Annotated in this window: 22 protein-coding genes; 8 read left to right on the top strand and 14 right to left on the bottom strand. The window is 72.9% G+C overall.

From position 1 onward, the window contains the following. The first annotated feature begins 30 nt into the window (after window positions 1-30). A complete protein-coding gene (locus ACGF3I_RS05855; RefSeq protein WP_393129346.1) occupies window positions 31-606 on the top strand; it encodes a TetR/AcrR family transcriptional regulator in 576 nt (191 codons plus the stop codon). A gap of 192 nt (window positions 607-798) precedes the next feature. Here ACGF3I_RS05855 and ACGF3I_RS05850 read toward each other — a convergent pair whose 3' ends face one another. Beyond that, window positions 799-1,191 (bottom strand): DUF5997 family protein, encoded by a 393-nt coding sequence (locus ACGF3I_RS05850; protein WP_393129345.1) that lies wholly within the window; start codon window positions 1,189-1,191, stop codon window positions 799-801. 58 nt (window positions 1,192-1,249) lie between these two features. On the opposite strand from ACGF3I_RS05850, the gene ACGF3I_RS05845 reads away from it, so the two are divergent. Then, on the top strand, window positions 1,250-2,029 hold the full coding sequence (locus ACGF3I_RS05845; RefSeq protein WP_393129344.1) for a LysR family transcriptional regulator substrate-binding protein: 780 nt from the start codon (window positions 1,250-1,252) through the stop codon (window positions 2,027-2,029). A 111-nt stretch (window positions 2,030-2,140) separates the two neighbouring features. Further along, complete coding sequence (locus ACGF3I_RS05840; protein WP_393129343.1) at window positions 2,141-3,787, top strand: GMC oxidoreductase; 1,647 nt, start codon at window positions 2,141-2,143, stop codon at window positions 3,785-3,787. Between the two features lie 97 nt (window positions 3,788-3,884). Here the strand turns inward: ACGF3I_RS05840 and ACGF3I_RS05835 are convergent, their stop codons facing one another. The 4 genes from ACGF3I_RS05835 to ACGF3I_RS05820 form a co-directional block, all read right to left on the bottom strand. Further along, window positions 3,885-4,364 (bottom strand): carboxymuconolactone decarboxylase family protein, encoded by a 480-nt coding sequence (locus tag ACGF3I_RS05835; RefSeq protein WP_393129342.1) that lies wholly within the window; start codon window positions 4,362-4,364, stop codon window positions 3,885-3,887. Continuing rightward, the gene (locus tag ACGF3I_RS05830; protein ID WP_393129341.1) at window positions 4,361-5,443 is read right to left on the bottom strand and encodes a dihydrodipicolinate reductase; all 1,083 of its coding nucleotides are present in this window, start codon (window positions 5,441-5,443) and stop codon (window positions 4,361-4,363) included. The genes ACGF3I_RS05835 and ACGF3I_RS05830 overlap by 4 nt, the downstream gene beginning before the upstream one ends. Before the next feature lie 98 nt (window positions 5,444-5,541). Next, window positions 5,542-6,258 (bottom strand): class F sortase, encoded by a 717-nt coding sequence (locus tag ACGF3I_RS05825; RefSeq protein WP_393129340.1) that lies wholly within the window; start codon window positions 6,256-6,258, stop codon window positions 5,542-5,544. Continuing rightward, window positions 6,245-6,865: a hypothetical protein gene (locus ACGF3I_RS05820; protein WP_393129339.1), complete on the bottom strand. Its 621-nt coding sequence runs from the start codon at window positions 6,863-6,865 to the stop codon at window positions 6,245-6,247. The genes ACGF3I_RS05825 and ACGF3I_RS05820 overlap by 14 nt, the downstream gene beginning before the upstream one ends. A gap of 382 nt (window positions 6,866-7,247) precedes the next feature. Here ACGF3I_RS05820 and ACGF3I_RS05815 point away from each other — a divergent pair, with 382 nt between their 5' ends. Both ACGF3I_RS05815 and ACGF3I_RS05810 read left to right on the top strand, forming a co-directional pair. After that, entirely contained in the window at window positions 7,248-7,628 is a 381-nt protein-coding gene (locus ACGF3I_RS05815) for a peptidase inhibitor family I36 protein (RefSeq protein ID WP_393129338.1), read from the top strand. Between the two features lie 108 nt (window positions 7,629-7,736). After that, window positions 7,737-10,925 carry an amidohydrolase family protein gene (locus tag ACGF3I_RS05810; protein WP_393129337.1) on the top strand — a complete coding sequence of 1,063 codons (3,189 nt, stop codon included), beginning with the start codon at window positions 7,737-7,739 and terminating at the stop codon, window positions 10,923-10,925. Window positions 10,926-10,999: 74 nt separating this feature from the next. Here the strand turns inward: ACGF3I_RS05810 and ACGF3I_RS05805 are convergent, their stop codons facing one another. Beyond that, window positions 11,000-11,290 carry a hypothetical protein gene (locus tag ACGF3I_RS05805; protein WP_393129336.1) on the bottom strand — a complete coding sequence of 97 codons (291 nt, stop codon included), beginning with the start codon at window positions 11,288-11,290 and terminating at the stop codon, window positions 11,000-11,002. 161 nt (window positions 11,291-11,451) lie between these two features. On the opposite strand from ACGF3I_RS05805, the gene ACGF3I_RS05800 reads away from it, so the two are divergent. Genes ACGF3I_RS05800 through ACGF3I_RS05790 form a run of 3 tightly spaced genes read left to right on the top strand, consistent with a single transcriptional unit; the run spans window position 11,452 to window position 13,738 of the window. Continuing rightward, on the top strand, window positions 11,452-12,132 hold the full coding sequence (locus ACGF3I_RS05800) for an ABC transporter permease (RefSeq protein ID WP_393129335.1): 681 nt from the start codon (window positions 11,452-11,454) through the stop codon (window positions 12,130-12,132). Then, complete coding sequence (locus tag ACGF3I_RS05795; protein WP_393129334.1) at window positions 12,129-12,803, top strand: ABC transporter permease; 675 nt, start codon at window positions 12,129-12,131, stop codon at window positions 12,801-12,803. The genes ACGF3I_RS05800 and ACGF3I_RS05795 overlap by 4 nt, the downstream gene beginning before the upstream one ends. Next, on the top strand, window positions 12,800-13,738 hold the full coding sequence (locus ACGF3I_RS05790; protein WP_393129333.1) for an ABC transporter substrate-binding protein: 939 nt from the start codon (window positions 12,800-12,802) through the stop codon (window positions 13,736-13,738). Before ACGF3I_RS05795 ends, ACGF3I_RS05790 begins: the two co-directional genes overlap by 4 nt. 32 nt (window positions 13,739-13,770) lie before the next feature. On the opposite strand, the gene ACGF3I_RS05785 is transcribed toward ACGF3I_RS05790, so the two are convergent. The 8 genes from ACGF3I_RS05785 to ACGF3I_RS05750 form a co-directional block, all read right to left on the bottom strand. Continuing rightward, complete coding sequence (locus tag ACGF3I_RS05785; protein ID WP_393129332.1) at window positions 13,771-14,463, bottom strand: triacylglycerol lipase; 693 nt, start codon at window positions 14,461-14,463, stop codon at window positions 13,771-13,773. A 241-nt stretch (window positions 14,464-14,704) separates the two neighbouring features. Then, entirely contained in the window at window positions 14,705-15,865 is a 1,161-nt protein-coding gene (locus ACGF3I_RS05780) for an ABC transporter ATP-binding protein (protein WP_393129331.1), read from the bottom strand. 171 nt (window positions 15,866-16,036) lie between these two features. Beyond that, entirely contained in the window at window positions 16,037-17,530 is a 1,494-nt protein-coding gene (locus ACGF3I_RS05775) for a sensor histidine kinase (RefSeq protein ID WP_393129330.1), read from the bottom strand. Between the two features lie 24 nt (window positions 17,531-17,554). Then, window positions 17,555-18,289, bottom strand: coding sequence for a response regulator transcription factor (locus ACGF3I_RS05770; protein WP_393129329.1), 735 nt, complete (start codon window positions 18,287-18,289; stop codon window positions 17,555-17,557). A gap of 57 nt (window positions 18,290-18,346) precedes the next feature. After that, window positions 18,347-18,988: a hypothetical protein gene (locus ACGF3I_RS05765; RefSeq protein WP_393129328.1), complete on the bottom strand. Its 642-nt coding sequence runs from the start codon at window positions 18,986-18,988 to the stop codon at window positions 18,347-18,349. A 5-nt stretch (window positions 18,989-18,993) separates the two neighbouring features. Beyond that, window positions 18,994-20,211: an ABC transporter permease gene (locus ACGF3I_RS05760; protein ID WP_393129327.1), complete on the bottom strand. Its 1,218-nt coding sequence runs from the start codon at window positions 20,209-20,211 to the stop codon at window positions 18,994-18,996. Next, window positions 20,208-21,059, bottom strand: coding sequence for an ABC transporter ATP-binding protein (locus tag ACGF3I_RS05755; RefSeq protein ID WP_393129326.1), 852 nt, complete (start codon window positions 21,057-21,059; stop codon window positions 20,208-20,210). The genes ACGF3I_RS05760 and ACGF3I_RS05755 overlap by 4 nt, the downstream gene beginning before the upstream one ends. Continuing rightward, window positions 21,056-22,432 (bottom strand): efflux RND transporter periplasmic adaptor subunit, encoded by a 1,377-nt coding sequence (locus ACGF3I_RS05750; RefSeq protein ID WP_393129325.1) that lies wholly within the window; start codon window positions 22,430-22,432, stop codon window positions 21,056-21,058. Before ACGF3I_RS05750 ends, ACGF3I_RS05755 begins: the two co-directional genes overlap by 4 nt. Window positions 22,433-23,473: the final 1,041 nt, after the last annotated feature.

Genomic DNA, 23,473 nt, shown 5'->3' with positions numbered 1-23,473 from the left:
GCGCATGACGCGAGGAAGAAGGGGACTCCGGTGGCGGACGACTCGAAGCGGCCCCTGCGGGCGGACGCCCAGCGGAACAGGGACAGGATCCTGACCACCGCGGCGCGCATGTTCGCCGAGCGCGGCCTGGACACGCATCTGGAGCACATCGCGAAGGAGGCGGGGGTCGGCATCGGCACGCTCTACCGGAACTTCCCGACCCGCGACGCCCTGGTCGAGGCCGCCTACCGCAACGAACTGGCCCGCCTGTGCGACGCGGCTCCCGAACTCCTGGCCGCACTGCCGCCGCGCGAGGCACTGCGGGCCTGGATGGGCCGCCTGCTCGACTACGCGTCGGCCAAACAGGGCATGGCCGACGCGCTGCGCTCACTGGCCGCCCAGGGCGCGGCCCCGCACGCCCGCAGCCGCGAGCTGATCCAGGACGCCCTCGCCTCGCTGATGGACGCGGCGGTCGGCGCGGGCACGATCCGGGCGGACCTCACGTCGGACGACCTGTTCGTGGGGCTCACCGGCATCGCCCTGGCCGCGGCCGGACCCGAGCAGCGCGAGCAGGCCGAACGCCTCCTCGACCTGACCATGGACGGGCTGACCACCCGCCCGCGCTGAGCCCGTCGGCGAGGGCCCCGCGCGGCTCGGGCAGGCGTGCGCGCCGCCGGATGCGAAGGGCGCGGCGGAGCTCCCGGGAACGCACCGTGCCGCCGACCGGGTGCGGGGCACGCGGTCGGCGGCACGGTGAGGACGCGGGTGGACGGCCGGCGGACGTCCGGGTGGTTCGGGAGTGGGGGAGGCGCCGGGCCCTCAGGCCTGGCGGGCTTCCTTCTCCTTGTTCTTCTCCTTGATGCGGACCGCTTCCTTGCGGACATCGGCCTGGGTGGCGCGCTCCTTCTGCAGCCACTCGGGGTTGTCCTGCTTCAGGGCGTCGATCTGCTCCGTGGTGAGGGCCTCGGTCACCCCGCCGCGCGCGAGACCCGCGATGGAGACGCCGAGCTTCGCCGCCACGACGGGCCTGGGGTGCGGGCCGGTGCGTCGCAGGTCCTGCAGCCACTGGGGCGGGTCGGCCTGCAGGGCGTTGAATTCGGTGCGCGAGACGACCCCCTCCTGGAACTCTGCGGGGGTGGCCTCGAGGTACACACCCAGCTTCTTCGCCGCGGTCGCGGGCTTCATCGTCTGGGTGGTCTGGTGCGACGTCATGCTTCCAAGAGTAGCGAGCGTGTGCGAGGGCGCCGACCACGACCGGTAACCTGGCGGGGTGACTGGCTCGGAAGAACCCCCCTCGTTCCGGCTCGCCTATGTTCCTGGTGTGACGCCGAGCAAGTGGGTGCGGATCTGGAACGAGCGGCTGCCCGACGTCCCCCTGACCCTCAGCACGGTCTCCGCCGCGGAGGCGCCCGGTGTGCTGCGCGGCCGGGGCGCGGACGCGGGGTTCGTACGGCTGCCGATCGACCGCACGGGCCTCAGCGCGATCCCGCTCTACACCGAGACGACGGTCGTCGTGGTCCCCAAGGACCACCTCGTCGCGGCGGTCGACGAGGTCTCCGCCGACGAGCTGGCCGACGAGATCGTGCTGCACCCCCTCGACGACACCCTGGACTGGGAACGGCCCCCCGGCAGGCCCGCGTTCGAGCGCCCCGCCACCACCGAGGACGCCGTCGAGCTCGTGGCGGCGGGGATCGGGCTGCTGTTCGTGCCCCAGTCCCTGGCCCGTCTGTACCACCGCAAGGACCTCACCTACCGCACGGTCACGGGCGTCCCCGAGTCGCGGGTGGCCCTGTCGTGGCCGGAGGAGGAGGTCGCTCCCGACCTGGTCGAGGAGTTCATCGGGATCGTCCGCGGCCGTACCGTGAACAGCTCGCGCGGCCGCACCCCCACTCCGCCGCAGCCCAAGCAGAAGCGCCCCGACAAGGGCGGCGCCCCGCGCAAGCAGGGTGCGGGCAGGACCGGTGGCAAGCCGGGCGCCAAGAACGCCCGCGGCGGCTCCGGCACCCCCAAGGGCGCCGCCAAGAAGGGCAAGCCCCGCCGCCGTCCGTAGCGCCGGTCAAGAGCACGTAATAAGCCAGAAGTTACCCTCAGGTATCTAGTGACTTCTTAAACAGCCGCCAGTAGAACCTGTTCTCACTCCCCCAAGAGTGAGGAATGTCACATGAGTGACACTACCATGCAACACTCAGGTTCCCAGGGCGTCTCCCGGCGAAGATTCATCGCAGGAACAGGTTCTATTCTCGGGGCGGCGACGCTGCTCGGGCACGGCTCGGCCGCTCACGCGCAGAGCATGGCCAGGACGGCCGTGATCGGCGACGGCGCCCATGTCCCGGCCCTCGTGATCGGCACCGGATACGGCGGCTCGGTCGCGGCCCTGCGCCTGGCCCAGGCAGGCGTCGACGTGCAGATGGTCGAGATGGGCATGGCCTGGGACACCCCCGGCTCGGACGGCAAGATCTTCTGCAACACGACCACGCCGGACTACCGCTCGTACTGGCTGCGCACCAAGACCAAGCAGCCCCTGAGCAACTTCTTCGGCATCCCGATCGACAAGGCGATCCCCCGGTACACCGGGATCCTGGACGCCGAGGACTTCAGCGGCATCACCGTCTACCAGGGCCGCGGGGTGGGCGGCGGCTCGCTGGTCAACGGGGGCATGGCGGTCACGCCCAAGCGGGAGAACTTCGGCGCCATCCTCCCGTCCGTCAACCCCGACGAGATGTACAACACCTACTATCCGCGCGCCAACGCCGGCCTCGGATCGGGACTCATCGACCCCGCCTGGTTCGACACCGTGGACTGCTACCAGTTCGCCCGGGTGGGCCGCAAGCAGGCCCAGCGCTCCGGCTTCCCCTTCGTGTTCGTGCCCGATGTGTACGACTGGGACTACATGAAGCAGGAAGCGGCCGGAACCGCGCCCAAGTCGGCCGTCGCCGGCGAGATCCTGTACGGCAACAACTACGGCAAGAAGTCACTGCAGAAGACCTATCTGGCACAGGCCAGGTCGACCGGCCGGGTCACCATCTCCCCACTGCACCGCGTCACTTCGGTCTCGCCGGCCTCCGGCGGGCGCTACACCGTCGTCATCGAGCAGCTGAACACCAACGGTGACGTCACGGCGACCAAGACCGTCACCTCCGACAAGGTGTTCTTCGCGGCCGGCAGCGTCGGCACCAGCAAACTGCTCGTCAAACTGAAGGCCACCGGCGCGCTGCCCAACCTCAATGGCGAGGTCGGCCGCGGCTGGGGCGACAACGGCAATGTGATGTGCGGCCGGGCCAACTACCTGTGGGACCCCACCGGCAAGGTCCAGGCGTCCATCCCGTGCGGCGGCATCGACAACTGGAACGCCGGAGGCGCGTTCGCCGAGGTGGCACCGCTGCCCACCGGCATCGAGACGTACGCCTCGTTCTACCTGTCGATCACCAAGAACCCCAACCGCGGCACGTTCTCCTGGAACCCCGCCGCCGGAAGGGTCGACCTGGACTGGCAGACCGCCTGGAAGCAGGCGTCCATCGACATGGCGAAGACGATCTTCGACAAGATCAACGCCACGGAGGGGACGATCTACCGGACCGATCTGTTCGGCGTCTACAAGGTCTGGAACGACACGCTCACCTACCACCCGCTGGGCGGCGCCGTGCTGAACAGGGCCACCGACAACTACGGTCGCCTCCAGGGCTATCCGGGCCTGTACGTCATCGACGGCTCGCTCATCCCGGGCAACACCAGTGTCAATCCGTTCGTCACGATCACGGCGCTCGCCGAACGGAACATCGAGAAGATCATCGCCGTCGACCTCGCGTGACGGCACGGTGCGGGGCCGCCCGGGACGCCGGGCGGCCCCGTCGCGGTGTCCGCGTACCGACCGGTGCGCGGCGCCGCCGCACCGGTTCGCGGGCGCCTCACTGGGTCGGCAGGACGCACACGGAGTCGAGGCCGAGGACATGGTTGAGCCGGCCGAAGGCCAGCCACGAGCCGATGCTCATGCTGAGTTCCACGATCTCGACCTGGCTGTAGTGCGCGGTCATCCGGTCCCAGAACTCCTCGTCGAGCCCGTGGTGGTCGAGCGCGTACCGCTCGGCGTACTCCGCGGCGAGGCGGGTGCGCACGTCGAAGGCGTCGGTGGTGCGCCAGTCGGTGACCGCGTCGGCGAACGACTCCTCGACCTTCTCGCCGTCCCGGTCGGTACGCCAGTCGAGACAGAACTGGCAGCCGTTGATCTGGGCGATCCGCAGTCTCGCCGCCTCGAACTCCCGCAGCCCCAGGGTGGTGTGGGCGTAGACGGACAGGGAGAAGTTCGCGGCGGCCATGCCGATGCCGGGGACCATGTCGCCCCACACGTACCCGATGGGCTCCTGGCCCTCGGGGATGTCGATCCTCATCGTTGCTTCCTTCCGAGTCCCCCGACTGCCGGGCGCAGCGGGACGTCGAGCGCGTCGTAGAGTCCGGGTTCGGCCGCCGCCAGCCAGTCGATGGCGTTGACCAGCCGTCCCACCGCGGTGGCGTTGCCGCCCGCCGAGCGGTTCTCGCCCTCGTCGGTCGCCTCGACGGTGACCTCGATGCGCGGGCGTCCCTCGATCACGACGCGGTGCGCCCCGTCGCCGCCGTCGGGCGGGGACGGCCAGTCGGGGGCGCAGGAGGGGTGGATCCGGGTGATGTGCTCGATGACGATGCGCGGTTCGCCCGCGACGATGCCCTGCACTTCGAAGCGCACCGCGCCCTGCGTGCCGGCCTCGAAGGTGCCCATGGTGCGGGTGTGCACCGTGGCGTCCAGCGCGCGGCGCTCCACGGTCTCGCGGATGTCGTCGAGGCCGACGCCCAACCCCCTTGCCATCAGGCGCAGTTGACCGCCCCACACCATGGTGGGGATGGACGGGGCGAGCATCAGGGGCTCGTAGTCCATCGGATGTCCCATGCCGATGAGGTGGCGCACCGACTCCTCCTGGTCGTAGGTGGAGTAGTCGAAGATCTCCTGGCAGCGGACCGCGTCCACGATGGTGCCGAGGCCGCTGATCAGCAGGGGCAGGACGTCGTTTCCCCAGCCCGGGTCGACCCCGGAGACGAACAGCGAGCCGCCGCCCTCCGCCACCGCGGCGAGCACCGGGTCCCGGAACTCGGGCGGGGCGCTGCGGTGGTCGTAGAGGGGGTACAGGGCGGGGGTCACCACCACGGCACCGGCCCGGACGGCACGGGTGACGTCGGCCAGGGCCTCGTCGGGGCGGATGTCGCCGGACGCCGCGTAGACCACGGCGCGCGGACCGGCGGCGAGGACGGCGGCGATGTCATCGGTGGCCGCGATCCCCAACCGGCCCTCAAGGCCCGCGAGTTGGGCGGCGTCGCGGCCGACTTTGGCGGGGTCGTGGACGAGGACGGCGGAGAGTTCCAGTGCGGGATGGGCGTCGACGGCACGTATCGCCGCACGCCCGACATTGCCGGTGCCCCAGACAACCGTGGAAATCATGCGCGGAGGGTAGCGAGACGGACCAGAGGTTCCTAGAGCCGTGCCCGGAAAAGATGTGGCCCGGCGCCCGGGCGGCCCACGCGGGGCCGCCCGGTCCGCTAGAGCCGGTGGCCCTGGCGGGCCGCCGGTGTGCGCACCTGGGTGAGGTGGGCGAAGACGACGAGGTTGCTCTCGTACCCCGTCTTGGGCGTGTACCGCCCGCCACAGGTGATGAGCCGCAACTCCGGGCGTCTGGAGGGCCCGTACACCTCCTGGTCGGGGAAGTGCGCCTTCTCGTACGTCATGACCTTGTCCACGGTGTACACGGCGACCCGGCCGTCCGCGCGCCGGGCCTCGACCAGGCGGCCGGGGTGCAGCGAGCGCAGGCTCGCGAAGACCGCCGGCCCGGTCCTGGTGTCGCGGTGCCCGACCACGACCGCGGTGCCCGTCTCGCCGGGGCTCGGCCCGCCCCCGTACCAGCCCACCACCTTGGGGTCGTCCACGGGCGGGGTGGTGAGGTGGTGCTGGGCGTCGAGACCGAGGGGGACCACCGGGGCCTCGATGCCGAGGCGGGGGACGGCGAGCGACACCGCCGGAGACGGCGGCAGGGGGCGCGGCGCCGCCGTCCGCGCGGGCGCCGGACCCCGGCTGTCGCCCGCCGGGGCGACCGCCGTGCCGGAGTCCCGGGGGCCGGTGCTCGCGAGCGTCGCGGGGTCGTCGTCCTGTGCCCACCAGACGCCGCCCACCACCAGGGACAGGGCCACCGCGGTGGTCCGGGTCAGGCGGTAGGCGCGCGTCCGGCGCCGGGCGAGAGGGGCGCGCCTACGAAGCGCCATCGGTGCGGCGGCGGAGTCGGCGGATGTAGAGCACCCCGGCGACCGAGACGAGACCCACGCCCGCCACCGCTCCGGCCTGCGGGATGCCCGGCGTCTCGGCGAGGCCGCCGCCGCCCGCGGCCACTCCGCCCAGCGGCGGGACGGCGCGGCCGACCGTGTTCAGGCTGCCGCCGGCCGCCGGGGTCGCCGTGCAGTCGACCTTGAACACCTTCTGCTTGCCCGCACCCTTGCCGCCGACGATGCTCCACACGAGCTTGTACTGACCGGCGGGCAGCGTCAGGGGCGTGGTGTGACCGGTGCCGGCCGTGAGCTGGAGGGCGCCCGACAGGGAGGCGCCGCCGGCCCGCGCGGGCTGGGTGGCGATCTGCCACGTGATGCCCTGGACGGTGTCGAAGTTGAAGGCGTCGAGGTAGAAGCCGCACACCTTCGGGTCGTTGCGCTGGTCGGTGAACTTCGTGCCCATGGCGTGGATCTTGACGTCGCCGTTGTCACCGGGCGCGGCGACGGCGGGCGCCGCCACCAGGACGGTACCGGCGAGGGTGAGCGCCGCGACGGCGGCGATCCGCGTGCGCGGGCCGGTGGGGGTGCGGAGTGCTGAGGCAGACATGCGCGTTCCTCTGGATCGGATGATTGTCATACGAATGGCACTTCGGGGGACTGCCTTTCATGTCGCGGCGCCGATGTGTCCGAGCCCCGCCGTGCGCCCCGCCGGATATCACCCGTCCGACCCAATGGATCCGCCCCCGGGCGTATCCGTCGGCGCCCGGCGCACCACCGGAGTGCACGCCCCCGTGCTTCCACGACGGCCCGCAGAGCGGCGAAAGTCCTGCTGGCGGGCTGCGGGCGGCGAAATACTGGGCGCTGTTCCCGCGGGGCAGGACCGGCGGCTCGACCACCCGGCCCGGCCGTCCCGCGTCCACGTGGCTCGCCGCGCGCCCGGCCCCGCATGGCCGAGGCCCAGCGGGCCGCCGACGAACAGGAGTTGTTCCATGCGCCGTTTCCGCTCGTTCGCCGTCGCCGCCGTGGCGCTCGCCGCCGCCCTGGGCGTGGTGCCCACCGCGACCGCGGCCCCCGAAGCACCCGCCCGCGCGGCGGCCTACAACTGCTCGCCCGGATACTTCTGCATCTACAACGGCTGGAACGGCTCCGGCGTCCGCTGCCAGTGGTCGCAGTCCAAGCTGGCCAACACCGCGGACAACTGCTCCTTCATCCAGCGGGGCCAGAACGTCCGCTCCGTGTGGAACAGGACCGGGCACCGCGTGCAGTACTACACACAGACCAACTACCACGCGCGCGTCGGCTCCACCCCCTCCGGCAAGGGCGGCAACCTCCAGGGCAACTACCAGATCCGCTCCTTCAAGCCGCAGTGACCGGGCCCAAGACCGCTGCTCCACAAGGGTTCTGACGGAGCATCACATTCGGGTGGCGGGAATGGCGGTGTTGCCTCTGCGCCGTACGATGCGCAAGCGTGCTGTGTCATGGAACGTGACACCACCGCCCTCCCCGCCTCCCTCTCCCGCCGTCAGCTCCTGGCCGCCGCGGGCGCCGCGGGTGCCGTCACCGCCGTCGGCGCCGTGCCCGCGCCGGCCGGCGCCGCGCCGCGCACCGGACCCGCACTGTCCTTCACCGCCGCCACCAACGGCGCGGCGAGCCTCGCGCCCGCGGGCGACCGGCTGATCGCCGAGGTGCAGGACGTCCTGTGGTCGCTGCCCCGCGACGGCGGCCCGGCCCGCCCCCTCACCCCGGCGGGACTCGAACCCACCCGCCCGGTGTACGCCCCCGACGGGGAACTCGTCGCGTTCTGCGCCTACCAGGACGGCGGCTACCACATCTGGACGATGCGGCCCGACGGATCCGAGGTGCGCCGACGCACCGAAGGGCCCTGGGACGACCGCGGCCCCGCCTGGTCACCGGACGGCACCCGCATCGCCTTCTCCTCCGAGCGCGCGGGCGACCCGGTGACCGGCAGCCCCTACCGCATCCACGTACTCGACCTGCGCACGGGCCGCCTCACCCGCCTCACCGGACTGCCCGGTCAGAGCGGGCCGCTCCAGGACGGCGCCTGGGAGGACTTCGACCCCACCTGGTCACCGGACGGGCGGCGGATCCTGTTCGTCCGCGCCTCGTCCGTCACCACGCCGTTCGGACTGGGCGTGGACGCCAGAACCGTCGCGGCCGTCGCGTCCGACGGCTCGGGCGCGGTGACCGTCGAGCACACCGAGACCGGGACCGCCCAGGTCATGACCCCGGCCCTGGCCCCGGACGGGCAGCGCCTCGCCTACCTGCGCACCACCGCCGCGCCGAACGCGTCCTGCGTCCTGGTCGTCGACGGCGCGCCCGTGCCCGTCGCCGGCGACATCGCCCCGATGCCCCCGCGCTGGACCGCCGACGGCGCGCTGCTCCTGACCGTGGACGGACGGTTCACGTTCGTGCGGCCCGAGGACCCCGCGCGGCCCGAGGTCGTCCCGTTCGCGGGTGAACTGCCCGTCGACCGGCCGCGCTACCGGGTCAAGACGTACGACCTGGGCGAGGACCGGGTGCGTCCGGTGCGCGGCATCCATCTGCCGGCGCTGTCGCCGGACGGTACGCGCATCGCCTTCGCGGCCCTCAACTCCCTCTGGCTGGCCGACGTTTCGGGCTCCGCGCCGCCGCGGTGCCTGCGCCGCGCGGACCCGACGCGCTATCTGCTCGGCCCGGTCTGGGCGCGCGACGGGCGCTCGCTCCTGTACGCCGACGACCGGGACGGGCTGCTGGGCATCTACCGGCGCGACCTCGCCTCCGGTGAGGAGAGCGCGCTGGCGACGGGCGGCCGGGTGCATCCCGCGCTGTCGCCCGACGGGACGCGGCTCGCCGCCGTCGACATGTCGGGGCGGCTCGTCGTACGCGACCTCGCGGGCGGCACCGAACGCGTCCTCGTCCCGGCGCTCGGGGCGGGCGGCCTGCCGGGCCGGCCGAGCTGGTCGCCCGACGGGCGCCATGTCGCGTTCTGCGACCGCAACCGGCTCAACCTCCGCTTCCGCGAGGGATACAACGTCATCCGCGTCGTCGACACCGGGACCGGTGCCGACCGCCTGCACGCCGTCGCCCCGCACGCCTCCATCGCCGACCGCTACGACTCCGGGCCCGTGTGGTCGCCCGACGGCCGCTGGATGGCGGTCGTCGTGGAGTCCGCGCTGTGCCTGCTCCCCGTCGCGCCCGACGGCACCCCGCAGGGCCCGCTCCGCGCGCTCACCACCGAACCCGCCGACCACCCCTCCTGGTCCGGCGACTCGAAGACCCTGCTTTACCTCTCCGGCACCCGGCTGCGGCTCATCGGTGTGGACGGCGGCGCCGCGCGCACCGTGCGGGTGCCGCTCGACCAGCGCAGGCCGGCACCCGCCGACACCGTGGTGCACGCCGGGCGCCTGTGGGACGGCACCGGCGAAGCGGTGCGCGAGGACGTCGACATCGTGGTGCGCGCGGGGCGGGTCACCTCGGTGGAGCCCCACCGCAGGCGCGCCGCCCGGCACAGCGTCGACGCCTCGGACCGCACCGTGCTGCCCGGGCTCTGGGACACCCACACCCACCCCTGGCAGAGCACGTACGGCGGACGTCAGACCGTCGGGCAGCTCACGTACGGCATCACCACCGCCGTCTCGCTCGGCGGGTTCGCCTACGAACAGGCCCGCATCCGCGAGGCCGTGGCCGCCGGACAGCTCGCCGGGCCTCGTCTGCTGGCCACCGGCGAACTCCTGGACGGCGCCCGCGTGGCCTACAGCATGGGCCGCGCCCACCGCACCGGGGCCGGACTCGCGCGCTCCCTGGAACGCGCCGCCGCGCTCGACTGGGACTTCGTCAAGACCTATGTCCGCGCGCCCAGTTGGCTGATGCGGGAGGCGGCACGCTTCGCCCACGAACGGCTCGGCGTGCGCTGCGGAAGCCATCTGATCTCACCCGGCGTGGAGGTCGGACAGGACCTGACGACCCATCTACTGGCCACCCAGCGCGCCGAGTTCGGGCACGCCACGACCGTGGGCGGGCGTGCCTACGAGGACGTCGTCGAGATCTATACGGCCAGAGGCGTCAACTTCGCTCTCATCGCGACCCCGTTCACCGCCGCCCCCCTCCTCGGCGCGGACCCGGCCCTCGCGGACGACCCCCGGGTCACCACCGTGATGCCCCCATGGGACTCCGCCGCCGTACGGCAGTCGGCGACGTCGGCCCCCACCGCCGCCCAACTGGCCACCCTGCGCCGGGAGACCGACGTGTACCGCGCCGTCCTGGAGCGCGGCGGCCTCGTCGCCCTCGGCACGGACCAGCCGCTGGTCCCCGTGGGACTCGCCCTGCACCTGAGTCTGCGCGCCCTGCACCTGGGCGGGCTCTCCCCGGCCGAGGCGCTGCGCACGGCGACCGTCCACCCGGCCCGGCTGTTCGGGCTGGACAAGGACCTCGGCACGGTCGAGCCCGGCAGGCTCGCCGACCTCACCCTCGTGGACGGCGATCCGTTCAGCGATTTCGACTCCCTGGTGCGCACCACCGGCGTGCTCAAGGGCGGTGTGCCCTGGATGACCGACGATCTGGTGGCCGCCTATGAGCCGCACGAGCGGCATCCCGCGGCCACGGCCGAGGACTGGCTGGAGGTGGGCCGCGCGATGCGCCGCGACGGCTGCTGCGACGCCGGACTGTGAGACGCCGGTGCAAGCCGCGCACCGGGTCGGGCCCGCCGGGTCACCCTCGTGGTCCGGCCCGTGCGCGGGCGGCGTCAGCCGAGGGCGCCGAGCCCCTTCGCCAGGTCCTCCCGGTTCATGACCGGTGAGATGTCGACCTTGGCGCCGAAGTCCTGGAGCAGCGGCTCGGCGATCTTCGGGATCTCGGAGGAGTCGGTCATGTCGAAGAAGATGAGCGCCGTGCGCAGGCCGTTCTCCGCGGTGAAGTAGGTGGCCTCGGGATGCAGGGTCTCCATCAGGGACTGCATCGTCTTCTCCATGGTCCCGTCGCGGATCGCGTCGTTGCACTTCTCGGTGTCGAGCTGGGCCTTGAGCAGTACACGCACGGCACTCACCTCTTCCCGGCCGGGCGGGTGCGCTCGACGTACCGGAGGTTCCCGGCCGCGTTCACCACCAGCCTCCCCCTTTTGTCCCGCTATCACAATGCCTGCCCCGAACAGCCCACCAGGACGCGCGCCCGGCCGAGCGGGCGGGCTCCAATGAACGGGTGACCGCGCCTCCCGACGACTGCCTCGCGCGCAATGAGTGGATCTGTGGTGCCTATCTGACGAGCCGCCGCCAGATCCTGTGGGACGCGGTGCTCCAGCACCTCCAGCTCACGGCCCTCTCGGTGCTGATCGGCCTGGCCGTCGCCGTACCGCTGGCCGTCGCGGCACGGCGCTGGCGCTGGGCCGCGGGCCCGGTCCTCGGAGTGACGACGGTGCTCTACACCATCCCGTCCCTCGCGATGTTCTCGCTGCTGCTCCCGGTGTACGGGCTCTCCGCGTCGATCGTCGTCGCCGGCCTGGTCCTGTACTCACTGACGCTGCTGGTGCGCAACATCCTGGCCGGACTTCGGGCCGTGCCCGAGGACACCCGGCAGGCGGCCCGCGGCATGGGCTACGGGCCGGTACGGCTGCTGCTCGCCGTGGAGCTGCCGCTCGCGCTCCCTGCCGCCATGGCGGGGCTGCGGATCGCCACCGTCTCGGCGGTCTCGCTGGTGACGGTCGGCGCCATCGTCGGCTACGGCGGCCTCGGCAACCTGATCTACTCCGGGATGAACACCTACTTCAAGGCGCAGGTGCTCACCGCCTCCGTGCTGTGCGTACTCATCGCCGTCGCCGCCGACCTGGTCCTGCTCGGCGTCCAACGCCTGATGACCCCCTGGACCAGGGCGGTGCCCTCGTGACGACACTCTCCGACACCTGGTCGTGGCTCACCTCGGCGGCCCACTGGTCGGGCGAGAACGGGATCTGGAACCGGCTGGGCCAGCACCTGTGGCTCACCGCGGTGTGCCTCGTCCTGAGCTGTCTCATCGCCCTGCCCGTGGCCCTCGTACTCGGCCACCTCGGCAAGGGCGGCACGCTCGCCGTCAACCTCTCCAACGTGGGCCGCGCCGTGCCCACCTTCGCCGTCCTCGTGCTGCTCCTGCTCACCCCGCTCGGCCGGTTCGGCGAGGGGCCGACCATCGTCGCCCTGATCCTGTTCGCGGTGCCGCCCCTGCTGACCAACGCCTATGTCGGGATGCGCGAGGTCGACCGCGACGTGGTGCGCGCGGCGCGCGGCATGGGCATGACCGGGCGCCAGCTCCTGTTCCAGGTCGAGCTGCCCCTGGCCCTGCCGCTCATCCTCACTGGTGTGCGCATCGCCGCGGTCCAGCTCGTCGCGACCGCCACCCTGGCCGCCCTGGCCGGCGGCGGCGGGCTCGGCCGGATCATCACCGCGGGGTTCAACCTGGCCTCCACGCCCCAAGTGGTCGCCGGCGCCGTCCTGGTGGCCGTGTTCGCGCTGATCGTGGAGGGCCTCTTCGAGACGGTCCAGCGTCTCGCGCCCCAGTGGGCCAGGGGCGGTTTCGAATGAGGCCGCGGCTGCTGGCGGCGGCCCTCGTACTGACGGCGGCCACCGCGTGCGCCACCGGCCCCAGTCTGGAGAAGCAGGGCTCCGTCACGGCGCCGCCCGGCGACAGCAAGCACCTGACGATCGGCTCGGCCGGCTTCACCGAGAGCGATCTGCTCGCCCAGATGTACGCGCTGCTCCTCGACAAGGCCGGCTACCACACCAAGATCCTGTCGGTGACCAACCGCGAGATCTACGAACCCGCCCTGGAGCACGGCCAGATCGACGTCGTGCCCGAGTACGCGGCGACCTTCGCCGACTGGCTCAACGCCAAGGCGCACGGCCCCGACGCCGAGCCCGTCGGCTCGCCCGACCTCACCCGCACCATGACGGCCCTGCGCGCCCTCGCCGTGCCGCGCGGCCTCACCGTTCTGGACCCCGGCAGGGCGGTGGACCAGAACGCCTTCGCCGTCGCGGCCTCCTACGCGCGCGAGCACCGGCTCACGACACTGAGCGAACTGGGCGCCGCCCGGCTGCCGGTGCGGCTCGCCGCCGGCGACGAGTGCGTCCAACGGCCGTACTGCGAGCCGGGGTTGAAGAAGACGTACGGCATCGACATCACCGCCGTCGACCCCAAGGGCGTCGGCACCACCCAGGCCAAGCAGGCCGTCCAGAGCGGTCAGGACCAGATGGTCCTGACCACCACCACGGACGCCACCCTCGGCGAGTTCGGCCTGGTGCTGCTCGCCGACGACAAGCACCTCCAGAACGCCGACTACATCGTGCCGGTGGTGAACCGCTCCCGCGCGGGCAGCAAGGGCGTGACGGAGGCTCTCGGCCGGCTCAACACCGTGCTCACCACCGCCGACCTCGCCTCCCTGAACGAACAGGTCGACAGCTGGCGCCGGCTGCCCGAGGACGTCGCGAAGAACTACCTCACGTCCAAGCACCTGATCTGAAGCCGGGCCAACGCCCCTGTTGCTCAACGCCCCTACTGCTTCAGGAAGTCGAGCACCCCCTGGGCGGTGGGAGCGTCGGTCAGCAGGTCGTTGTGGGCGAGGCAGCCGGCGTCGGTGTTGACCGCGCCGGACAGCGGCACGCTGCTGTTGGGCAGGATGAAGCCGTCGCAGTCCGACCAGAAGGTGGCGTACTTCGTCGGGCCCGGCGTCTCGGCGCCGCTCGCCAGATGGCTCTGCACATAGGAGTTCGGCGTCATGTCCCGGCACCCCTGGTCCCAGATGGCGCAGGCCCAGGCCAGGCTGGTGCCGTGATTGGGGCCGCCGAGCGAGACCCAGTGCCGCACCACCTGCGCGCCGCCGCCGAACTTCACGTACCAGCGGGTGGGCAGGCTCCCCTGGCTGTGCGCGACGATGTCGACCTGCGCCGAACCGGTCTGCGCACGGACCGAGTCGACGTACGCGGTGAACTGCCCGGCCAGCACCTCATTGGTCGACCGGCTGGAGTCGTAGCCCCAGGCGAACAGGTCGCCGTCGGGGTAACCCGCCTGCCGGAAGCGGTCCTTCATGGTGCCCCAGACGCCCGGGTCGGCGTTGCGGCCGTGCACGAACACGACGGGGACGGGGGCGGCGGCCGTCGGGGCCGGCTGCGCGGCGGCGGCCGCGGGGGCGAGCGTGGTCGTGCCGGCGAGCAGGGCGAGCGCGGTGGCGGCGGTGGCGAGGCGCATGGCGGCTCCAGCGGGGGAGGGGTGCGGGGATGCCCCGAACGAGGGCTACCGGATGGTAACCACGCGCTTCGCGGAACGTAAGAGCCGCGCGGGCCCAACTTCCGGTGCCCTTGCGCGCGTTGTGGACGAGTCGTGCGGGGTTGGGCCGCACCCTTGGGCCCGGTGGGTCTGCCTCGGGCGTCGGCGGGTGTCGCGCCCCGGGCCCCGCAGGGCGCCGCTTCCGGGTCCCGGGGCAGGGTTCCTACGCGTCGGCGACCGAGTCGAAGTCGACCTCCGCGCGCTCCACCCCCTGCGCGTCCGCGTCCACCGAGCGCCGCAGCGCCTCGTGCAGCTTCGCCGGGGTCAGCACGCCCAGGAAGCGGGCGCCGTCCAGCACGGCCACCCAGCCGGCGTCGTACTGGAGCATCTCGCTGAACGCCTGCTTGAGCGGTGCCCCGAGCGGCACCCACGCCTCCATGCGCCGCGCCAGGTCCGCGACCGCACCCGCCCCGGCGAGCGCCAGCTCGTCCGTGCCCACCCAGCCGTGCAGCTCCCCGCCCTCGTTGAGGACCACCGCCCAGCGCGCGTCCTCGCCGCGCAGCCGGGACGCGGCGGCCCGGGCCGGCTCGTGCAGCCGTACGACCGGCGGCTGCTCCAGGTCGTCCGGCTCCACCGTCGTCACCGACAGACGCTTCAACCCCCGGTCGGCGCCCACGAATTGGGCCACATACGGCGTGGCCGGCGTCCCGAGGACCGAGGCCGGGGTGTCGAACTGCTCGATGCGCCCCGACCCGTACACCGCCATGCGGTCGCCCATCCGCACGGCCTCCTCGATGTCGTGCGTGACCAGGAGGACGGTCTTGCGCACGGTGGCCTGGAGGCCGAGGAACTCGTTCTGGAGGCGTTCGCGCACCACCGGGTCGACCGCGCCGAACGGCTCGTCCATGAGCAGCACGGGCGGATCGGCGGCGAGCGCCCTGGCGACGCCCACGCGCTGGCGCTGGCCGCCCGAGAGCTGCGCCGGGTAGCGCGATCCGTACGTCCCCGGGTCGAGCCCCACGAGGTCGAGCAGCTCGGCCGCCCGTGCCCGCGCCTTGGCGCGCTTCCAGCCGACCAGTGCCGGGACGGTCGCGGTGTTGTCGAGGACGGTGCGGTGCGGGAACAGTCCCACCTGCTGGATGACGTAGCCGATCCGGCGGCGCAGCTTGACCGGGTCGAGCGTGGCGATGTCGTCGCCGTCGACGAGGATGCGTCCCGCGGTGGGTTCGATGAGCCGGTTGACCATCATCATCGTGGTCGTCTTGCCGCAGCCGGAGGGCCCCACGAGGGTGACCAGTTCACCCTCGGCGACCTCGAACGACAGGTCGTCGACCGCACGGGTCCCGTCCGGGTAGACCTTGCTGACCTGCTCGAACCGGATCATGAACCCACGCTAGGAGCACCGGGCCCCGCCCGCACTCGGGCCGGTCCGGGGGAGTGGGGGCGTCCTGCCACACGGGCTCCGCTCCCGGCGCCCTTAGCGGCATCGGCCCCCGGTTGTCCCGGTGCGCGGGCTCCGCTCCCGGTCGTTCCTCCCCGCGCCCGTCCGCTCGTCTCACGAGGTGGGCAGCAGCACCCGGAAGACCGCGCCCTCGCCCGGAGCGGTCTCCAGTTCCACCCGGCCTCCGTGCGCCTGGACCAGCGCCGAGGCGATGGCCAGGCCGAGGCCCGCGCCGCCTCCCGTCTGCCGGCTGCGCGAGGCGTCCACCCGGTAGAAGCGCTCGAAGACCCGCGCCGCCTGTTCGGGCGCGAGCCCCGGGCCGCGGTCGGCGACCTCGATGATGCCGAGGCCCGCCGCCGCGCCCACCCCGATGCGGACGGGAGTGCCGGCCGGTGTGTGGGCCACCGCGTTGCCGACCAGGTTCGCCACCACCTGGCGCAGCCGCGCCTCGTCGCCGAGAACCGGAGCGGGTGCCGGGGAGCCCTCACCGCCCGGGCCCGTCAGGGTCACCTCGCGCGTCGGGTCGAGGGCCCGGGTGTCGTGCAGCGCGTCCACCGCGAGGGTGCGCAGATCCATCGGGGCGAGCTGGAGCGGGCGCTGCTCGTCCATGCGGACGAGGGTGAGCAGATCCTCCACCAGACCGCCCAGGCGCACCGCCTCGCTCTCGATGCGGGCCATCGTGCGCTTCACATCGGCCTCGTCGGGCAGCGCCCCCATCCGGTAGAGCTCGGCGAAGCCGCGGATGCCGGCCAGCGGGGTGCGCAGTTCGTGACTCGCGTCCGCGACGAAGCGCCGCATCTGCTCCTCGGACTCGGCGCGCGCGGCGAAGGCCGATTCCAGCTGCGCCAGCATCCCGTTGAGCGCGCTGGTCAGCCGGCCCGTCTCCGTACGCGGCGAGGCGCCCGGCATGCGGTGCGAGAGCGGGCGGCCGGAGGCGATCTCGGCCGCGGTCGCCTCGATGCGGCGCAACGGCCGCAGCCCCGCCCGCACCGCGAACCAGCCCGCCACCCCGAGCAGCAGCGCCACCACGACACCGATGAGCTGGAAGGCGGTCGCCAGATGGCCGACCGTGGAGGACACCTCTTCGAGGGGCGCCGCGACCACCACTCCCGCGGGCAACGCCGGATCGCCACTGTCCACCGGCACGATCAGCACCCGCCAGGTGCCGCCGCCGTGATCGCTCGGCACCTCGAACGGTCTGCCCAGCCGGGCCCGCAGCCCCGCCGCGTCCATCACGGGCCAGGTGGGCCGCGGGTCGCCCGCGGCGACGGGCTGGCGGAACTGCTCGGTGACGCGGCCGTCGTCGGCAGCGAAGGCGATCACGTACTGACTGGGGAGCCAGGCCCGGCCGCCCCCCGTTCGGCCGGGCCTGGACGCGGGGGCGCCCTCCACGCGGACGCGGTGGGCCACCGAATCGCCGAACCGGTTCAGCTGCTGGTCCACCCGGCCCACCAACTGGCCGCGCACCGAACTCAGGACGACGGTGTCGCTCACCGTCAGACCGAGCGCCACCAGGGCCACGGCGAGCAGCACCAGGCGCGAGCGCAGCGAGAGCGCGGCGAACCGGCGCGGCAGCCGCCCGAGCCGCGCCCTCAGATACCTCAGCATCGGCAACTCACCATGCCCGCTGCCTCAGGACTGCGGGCGGCGCAGCACATAGCCGATGCCGCGCACGGTGTGGATCAGCTTGGGCGCCCCCTCGGCCCCGGAGTCCACCTTGCGGCGCACGTAGGAGATGTACGACTCCACGATGCTCAGGTCACCGCCGAAGTCGTACGCCCACACGTGGTCCAGGATCTGCGGCTTGGACACGACGCGGTCGGCGTTGGCCATCAGATAGTGCAACAGCTTGAACTCGGTGGGGGACAGGGACACCGGCCGGCCGGCCCGCAGGACCTGGTGGCCGGCCGGATCGAGTTCGAGGTCGCCCGCCACCAGGCGGCCCTCGCCGCTCGGGCCTCCGGTGCGGCGCAGGATCGCGCGGATCCGGGCGATCAGCTCCTCCAGGCTGAACGGCTTGGTGACGTAGTCGTCGCCGCCGGCGGTCAGCCCGCTGATCTTGTCGTCCACGCCGTCCTTGGCGGTGAGGAAGAGCACCGGCAGACGGTCGGCGCCCTGGCCGGCGCCCGGCTCCTCGCGCAGTCTGCGCACGACGGCGAAGCCCGTCATGTCCGGCAGCATCACATCGAGCACCACCAGGTCAGGACGCTCCTTGGCGACCGCGGCCAGCGCGTCGGCGCCGGTCGCCGCCGAGACGACCCGGAAGCCGACGAAGCGCAGCGAGGCCGAGAGGAGCTCCCTGATGTTGGGCTCGTCGTCGACGACCAGCAGGCTCGCCTCGGATGTGGCGGTGTCCGTCGGGGCCATCGGTTTCCTCCTCGTGGCGGCGTGGCGGCGTGGCGGGCGTGGGCGGCGGGTGCGCCGTCAGCCCCGGCCCCCGCCGAAGCCGCCCGCGCCGCCCTGGGTGACGGTGGTCGCCGCGACGTCCCCGGAGGCGTTCTGGCTGCCGCGTACGGTCACCGTCTGGCCCGGCTGGAGATCGGAGACCTTGCCGCTCTTCGACTCGGTGACCTGGGTGCCGGCGGCCGTGGTCACCTTGACGACGTTGCCCTGGGTGTCGGTGACGTAGAGGGTGCTGCCGTCGACGAGCTTCACCGTACCGATGGTGAGTCCGCCGCCCGCGCCCGGGCCGGTTCCCTGGCGCCGGCCGTCCTGGCCCGACGCCGCTGCCTGCCCGGTGCGCCCCGCGCCGAAGCCCTGCCCGCCGCCCTGCGCGCCTGCGCCCCGCGACGCGCCGGCCGCGGTGGGCCGGGCCGCGGAGGAGTCCTGGCCCTGGGCCTTCTCCACCAGGGCGCCCCCGGTGAAGGAGAGCCCGGCCACCAGCCCGCCCGAGAGCAGCAGCGTGAGCCACGGCAGCCTCGGGCGGGGCGGTGCGCCCAGCTCGGCGGAGATGTCCCGGCCGTCCGGTGGTTCGGCGAGGATGCGCTCCGGGTCGCCGCTCTCGGCGGGCCCGGCGCTCTCCAGGATCTCGGCGTTGCCGAACATGTCCTCTCCCTGTCCGTACATGGGGTTCATTCGTGCCGCAGCGCTTCGATGGGCCGCAGGCTCGCGGCGCGGTTCGCGGGGTAGCCGCCGAAGAACAGTCCGATGGCGACCGCGATGGCGAAGGCGCCGACGACCGATTCGGGGATGATCACCGGCTTGATGCCGACGATGGTGAAGTGCGAGCCGATGAGGCCCGCCGCCACGCCTAGCCCGCCGCCGATCAGCGACAGCAGGGTCGACTCGGCGAGGAACTGCCCGAGGATCACCCCGCGCGGTGCTCCGATCGCCTTGCGGATGCCGATCTCGCGGGTCCGCTCGGTGACCGTCACCAGCATGATGTTGGTGATGCCGATCCCGCCGACGAGCAGCGAGATCGCGGCCACCGCGCCGAGCAGCACCGTGAACGTCCTGTTGGTGTCCGCCTGTGTGCTGAGCAGGGTGGCCTGGCTGCTGACCCGGAAGTCCAGGGCGTTCGGGTCCTTGATGCCGTGCCGTCCCATGAGGACGGTCGTGATCTCGTTCTGGGCCGCGGTGGTGGCGTCGGCCGACGTGGCCTCGACGAGGATCTGGCCCAGCGACCCGAAGCCGGTGAACGCGTTCTGCACGGTGGGCAGGGGAGCGAGCACGATGTCGTCAGGGTCCTGGAAGCCGGTGCCGCCCTTGGTGGCGAGGACCCCGACCACGGTGAACGGGGTGCCGCCGAGCGTCATCTTCCTGCCGACCGGATCGACGGTGCCGAACACGTCCGTCGCCGTGGTCGAGCCGATGACGGCCACCTTGCGCGAGCCGAGCACGTCGTCCGCACCGAAGTAATCGCCCTTCGCCACCTTGCTGTTGGACGCCTTGAAGTACGCCGGGTACGTGCCGACGACCTGGCTCACCGTGTGCGAGGTGCCCTGGTACAGGGCGGTCTGTGAGGTGGTGGTCTCGGGTGCGACCGACTCGACGTGCGGCGCGGACGCGGGGTCGGCGAGGGCCCGCGCGTCGTCCACGGTCAGCGGTTTGGTGGCGGTGGCGCCCGAGGAGCGCGAGCCGCCGAACCCGCCGCCCGACGACACGGTCAGCGCGTTGGTGCCGAGCTTTTCGATCGAGTCCTTGACGGCCTGCGAGGAGCCGTTGCCCACGGCGAGCAGCACGATGACGGCGGCCACGCCGATCAGCACCCCGAGCATGGTCAGCGCGGAGCGCACCTTGTTCGCAGCGAGGCCCCCGAAGGCGAAGCGCAGTGTCTGCAACGGGTTCACCGGTCGCCTCCGACCAGTGCGCCGCCCTCGCGCAGCGCGGGCGGCGGACCCTCGACGGGGGCCTGGCGCACGTCTTCGACGATCCGCCCGTCGACCAGCCGCACGACTCGCTTGGCGTGCCGGGCCACCTCGTCCTCGTGGGTGATCAGGACGACGGTGCGCCCGGCCGCGTTGAGCCGGTCCACGACGGCCAGCACCTCCTCGGTACTGCGGCTGTCGAGGTTGCCGGTGGGTTCGTCGGCGAGCAGCATCGCGGGCGAGGTCACCAGGGCGCGGGCCACGGCCACGCGTTGCTGCTGACCACCGGAGAGCTCGGCGGGACGGTGGTCCATCCGGTCGGCGAGACCCACCAGGGTCAGCGCCGCCACGGCCCGTCTGCGCCGCTCGGCGGGCTTCACCCCCGCGTACGCGAGGGGCAGTTCGACCTGCGCGAGAGCGGGGGTCCGGGGCACCAGGTTGAACGACTGGAACACGAAGCCGATCTTGCGGTTGCGTATGAGCGAGAGCCGGCGCTCGTCGAGCCCGCCGACATCGATGCCGTCGAGCAGATACCGCCCGGCGGTCGGCACGTCGAGACAGCCCAGGATGTTCATCAGGGTCGACTTGCCCGAGCCCGAACTGCCCATCACGGCCACGAAGTCGCCCTGCCGCACGACGAGTTCGACGCCCAGCGCCCGCCCGTCCACCGGGTCCGTCGGACCGCTGAGCGCGTGCACCGCCGCGTCGCCCTGCCCGTACGTCTTGACCAGCGAGCGGACCTCGATGACCGGAGGCGGTGCCCAGGGCCCCGCGTCGGACGGGCCCTCGGGCAGTGCGGCGGCTCTGCGCGGCCACCGGGGCGCCCTCATCCGCGGCCACCCCCGCCGCCACCGGAACGCAGGCCGCCGGTTCCGCCGCCGCGGGTGCGGGCGCCGCCGCCGAAGCCGCCGGGGAGGGCGCCGCTCGGGAAGCCGCCGTTGCCGCTCGCCGACACGCTGGTCAGCTGCACCTTCTCGCCTTCGCTCAGGCCGCTGAGGATCTGGTCGGCGCTGTCGCCCTCCAGGCCCACGGTGACCGGGGTGCGCTCGGTGCTTCCGTCCGCCTTGACCACGCTCACCGTACGGTTGGCCCCGGTGCCCGTCACCGCGGCGGTCGGCACCGACAGGGCGCCGGACGCCTCGCCCGTGACGACCTGGATGCTCGCGCTGAGCCCGGTGCGCAGATCGGCGGTGGGGCTGGTGATGGCGAGCGTGGCCGCGTACTGCACGGCGCTGCCCGAGCCGCTGTTGCCTCCGCCGCCGGAGCCGGATCCGCTGCTGACGGGCAGTGAACTCACGGACAGCACCTTGGCGTTGAGGAGGGTCCCGGACTCGGCGTTGAGCGTGACCGTGGCCGGCTGCCCCGGCTTGAGCTTGAGCGCGTCGGCCTCGGAGAAGTTGGCGGTCACCTGCATGCCGGCGGGGTTGGTGAGCACCACGAACCCCGAGAGCGCGGAAGCGGAGCTCGAACCGGCGTTGCTGGAAGCTGAGTTGGCGCCGCCGCTCGAACCGCCGGCACCGCCCCCGCTCGTGCCGGTGCCGCCGGTGCCGCTGACGGTGTCGCCCACCTTGGCCGACACCGACGCGACCGTGCCGGCCACCGGGGCGGTGAGCGTGGTGCCGTCGACCGCGCGCTGGGCGGCGTCCACGGCGTTCTGCGCCTGGGAGAGCTGGGCCTCGGCCTGCGCGAGCTGGGCGGGATCGACGGTGGGTGTGGCGGCGGGGACGGGAGCGGAGCCGGCGCCGCCCCGCGTACCGGAACCGCTTCCGGACCCGCCGCCCGACCCGGTGCCGCTCACGGTGCTCGAACTCGTCTGCCCCTCCCGGGCCTTGGTGAGGTTGGCCTGGGCGGCCGTCAGGGCGGCCTCGTCCTGGGCGAGGGTCTCCTTGGCGGCCGTGTCGTCCACCTTGCCGAGCACCTGGCCGCGGGACACCTTGTCACCCGGCCTGACGTCGACCTGCGTGAGCCTGCCGCCGGTGGTGAAGTTCACGCCGGCGTCGTTCGGCGAGGCCAGCGAGCCGGACCCGGACACGGTGGCGAGGACCGTGCCCTTGGTGACCGTGACGGTCTTCTCGCCGGTCCGTGCGGGGGAGCTGTCATGGCCGCTCACCGCGGCGTAGGCACCGCCGGCGCCGGCCAGGACGGCCGCGCCGAGCACCGAGTTGATCAGGACGGCTCTGCGCCGTCGTGGGAGCACCTTCATGACGGCGGATCCTCGCGGCCCGCACTTTGGAACGCCTGGGAGCTTCCTGGGAGTTCCCTGGGAGCGGGGGACCGGGCAAAACCTGGACATGGGGGTGATCGTGCCGCATACCACCCCGCCGTGGTGGGCCGTCCGCGCCCGCATGTGGGGCGGCTCCCAGCGAACTCCCAGCCTTTCCCCCGGGGGCGCCCACCCGGATGGGGTTCAGTCATGGGTCGCCGGGGGCGCGCCGACCCGCGGCCGTCGTCCGCCAACGCACCGAGGAGACAAGGGACATGACCTGGACCAAGCGCGGGCCCGCCACCCCGGGTACCGCGAGCGCGGCGCGGGCCGCGGTCTGTGCGGCCGTGGTGGGGGTGTGCGGTCTGCTGCTCGCGGCCTGCTCTTCCTCGGCCGCGGCCCCGAGCACCCAGGCGAAGCCGTCGGCGTCGGTCTCCGGGGCCTCCGGGTCCTCCGGTTCCTCCGCGGCGAAGGGGATGGACGCGTACCGCCAGTGCCTGGCGCAGCACGGGGTGACGATGGCGCCCCGGCCCAGCGGGAGCGGGCGCCCTCAGGGGACGGGGCGGCCGAGCGGGGGCGGGTTCGGAGGCTTCGGCGCCGGGGCCTCGGCGGATCCGGCTCAGCGGGAGGCGGCGCAGGCGTGTGCGAGTGTGCGGCCGCGGTTCAGTGGGGGGCGGGGTGGCGACAGCTCGGCGCTGAAGGCGTTCACGAGCTGCCTGAAGGACCATGGGGTGGTACTGCCTTCGGCTTCGCCGGGTGGGGGTGGGGGCGGGGTGCGGGCCCTGAACACGACGGACCCGAAGTCGGCCCAGGCCCTGCAGACATGCAAGCCCCTGCTACCACACCGGGGCCCGTCACCGACCCCCTCGCCCTGAGGCGGCATGCGGGGCGCCCCCGGGCTGGGCGTCCTTTTGCGCAGGCCCCTGCGCCCCTGGCCGTTCGTTGGTGTGCGGGCCGTGGACGCTCCTCGCGCAGTTCCCCGCGCCCCTAGCTCCGCCTGACTGTGCGGGCCGTGGTTGTCTGCGGCCGCGGGGACTTTTG

Source organism: Streptomyces sp. NPDC048111 (assembly GCF_043202815.1).
Classification (GTDB): domain Bacteria; phylum Actinomycetota; class Actinomycetes; order Streptomycetales; family Streptomycetaceae; genus Streptomyces.
The sequence above is the reverse complement of the archived record's forward strand: the minus strand, read 5'-3'. Positions and strand labels throughout refer to the sequence as shown.

Coding starts and splice junctions, on each gene's coding strand:
- ACGF3I_RS05850 (WP_393129345.1), bottom strand. CDS start 1,191: ATGACGTCGCACCAGACCACCCAGACGATGAAGCCCGCGACCGCGGCG.
- ACGF3I_RS05840 (WP_393129343.1), top strand. CDS start 2,141: ATGAGTGACACTACCATGCAACACTCAGGTTCCCAGGGCGTCTCCCGG.
- ACGF3I_RS05835 (WP_393129342.1), bottom strand. CDS start 4,364: ATGAGGATCGACATCCCCGAGGGCCAGGAGCCCATCGGGTACGTGTGG.
- ACGF3I_RS05830 (WP_393129341.1), bottom strand. CDS start 5,443: ATGATTTCCACGGTTGTCTGGGGCACCGGCAATGTCGGGCGTGCGGCG.
- ACGF3I_RS05825 (WP_393129340.1), bottom strand. CDS start 6,258: ATGGCGCTTCGTAGGCGCGCCCCTCTCGCCCGGCGCCGGACGCGCGCC.
- ACGF3I_RS05820 (WP_393129339.1), bottom strand. CDS start 6,865: ATGTCTGCCTCAGCACTCCGCACCCCCACCGGCCCGCGCACGCGGATC.
- ACGF3I_RS05815 (WP_393129338.1), top strand. CDS start 7,248: ATGCGCCGTTTCCGCTCGTTCGCCGTCGCCGCCGTGGCGCTCGCCGCC.
- ACGF3I_RS05810 (WP_393129337.1), top strand. CDS start 7,737: ATGGAACGTGACACCACCGCCCTCCCCGCCTCCCTCTCCCGCCGTCAG.
- ACGF3I_RS05790 (WP_393129333.1), top strand. CDS start 12,800: ATGAGGCCGCGGCTGCTGGCGGCGGCCCTCGTACTGACGGCGGCCACC.
- ACGF3I_RS05785 (WP_393129332.1), bottom strand. CDS start 14,463: ATGCGCCTCGCCACCGCCGCCACCGCGCTCGCCCTGCTCGCCGGCACG.
- ACGF3I_RS05780 (WP_393129331.1), bottom strand. CDS start 15,865: ATGATCCGGTTCGAGCAGGTCAGCAAGGTCTACCCGGACGGGACCCGT.
- ACGF3I_RS05775 (WP_393129330.1), bottom strand. CDS start 17,530: ATGCTGAGGTATCTGAGGGCGCGGCTCGGGCGGCTGCCGCGCCGGTTC.
- ACGF3I_RS05770 (WP_393129329.1), bottom strand. CDS start 18,289: ATGGCCCCGACGGACACCGCCACATCCGAGGCGAGCCTGCTGGTCGTC.
- ACGF3I_RS05765 (WP_393129328.1), bottom strand. CDS start 18,988: ATGTACGGACAGGGAGAGGACATGTTCGGCAACGCCGAGATCCTGGAG.
- ACGF3I_RS05755 (WP_393129326.1), bottom strand. CDS start 21,059: ATGAGGGCGCCCCGGTGGCCGCGCAGAGCCGCCGCACTGCCCGAGGGC.
- ACGF3I_RS05750 (WP_393129325.1), bottom strand. CDS start 22,432: ATGAAGGTGCTCCCACGACGGCGCAGAGCCGTCCTGATCAACTCGGTG.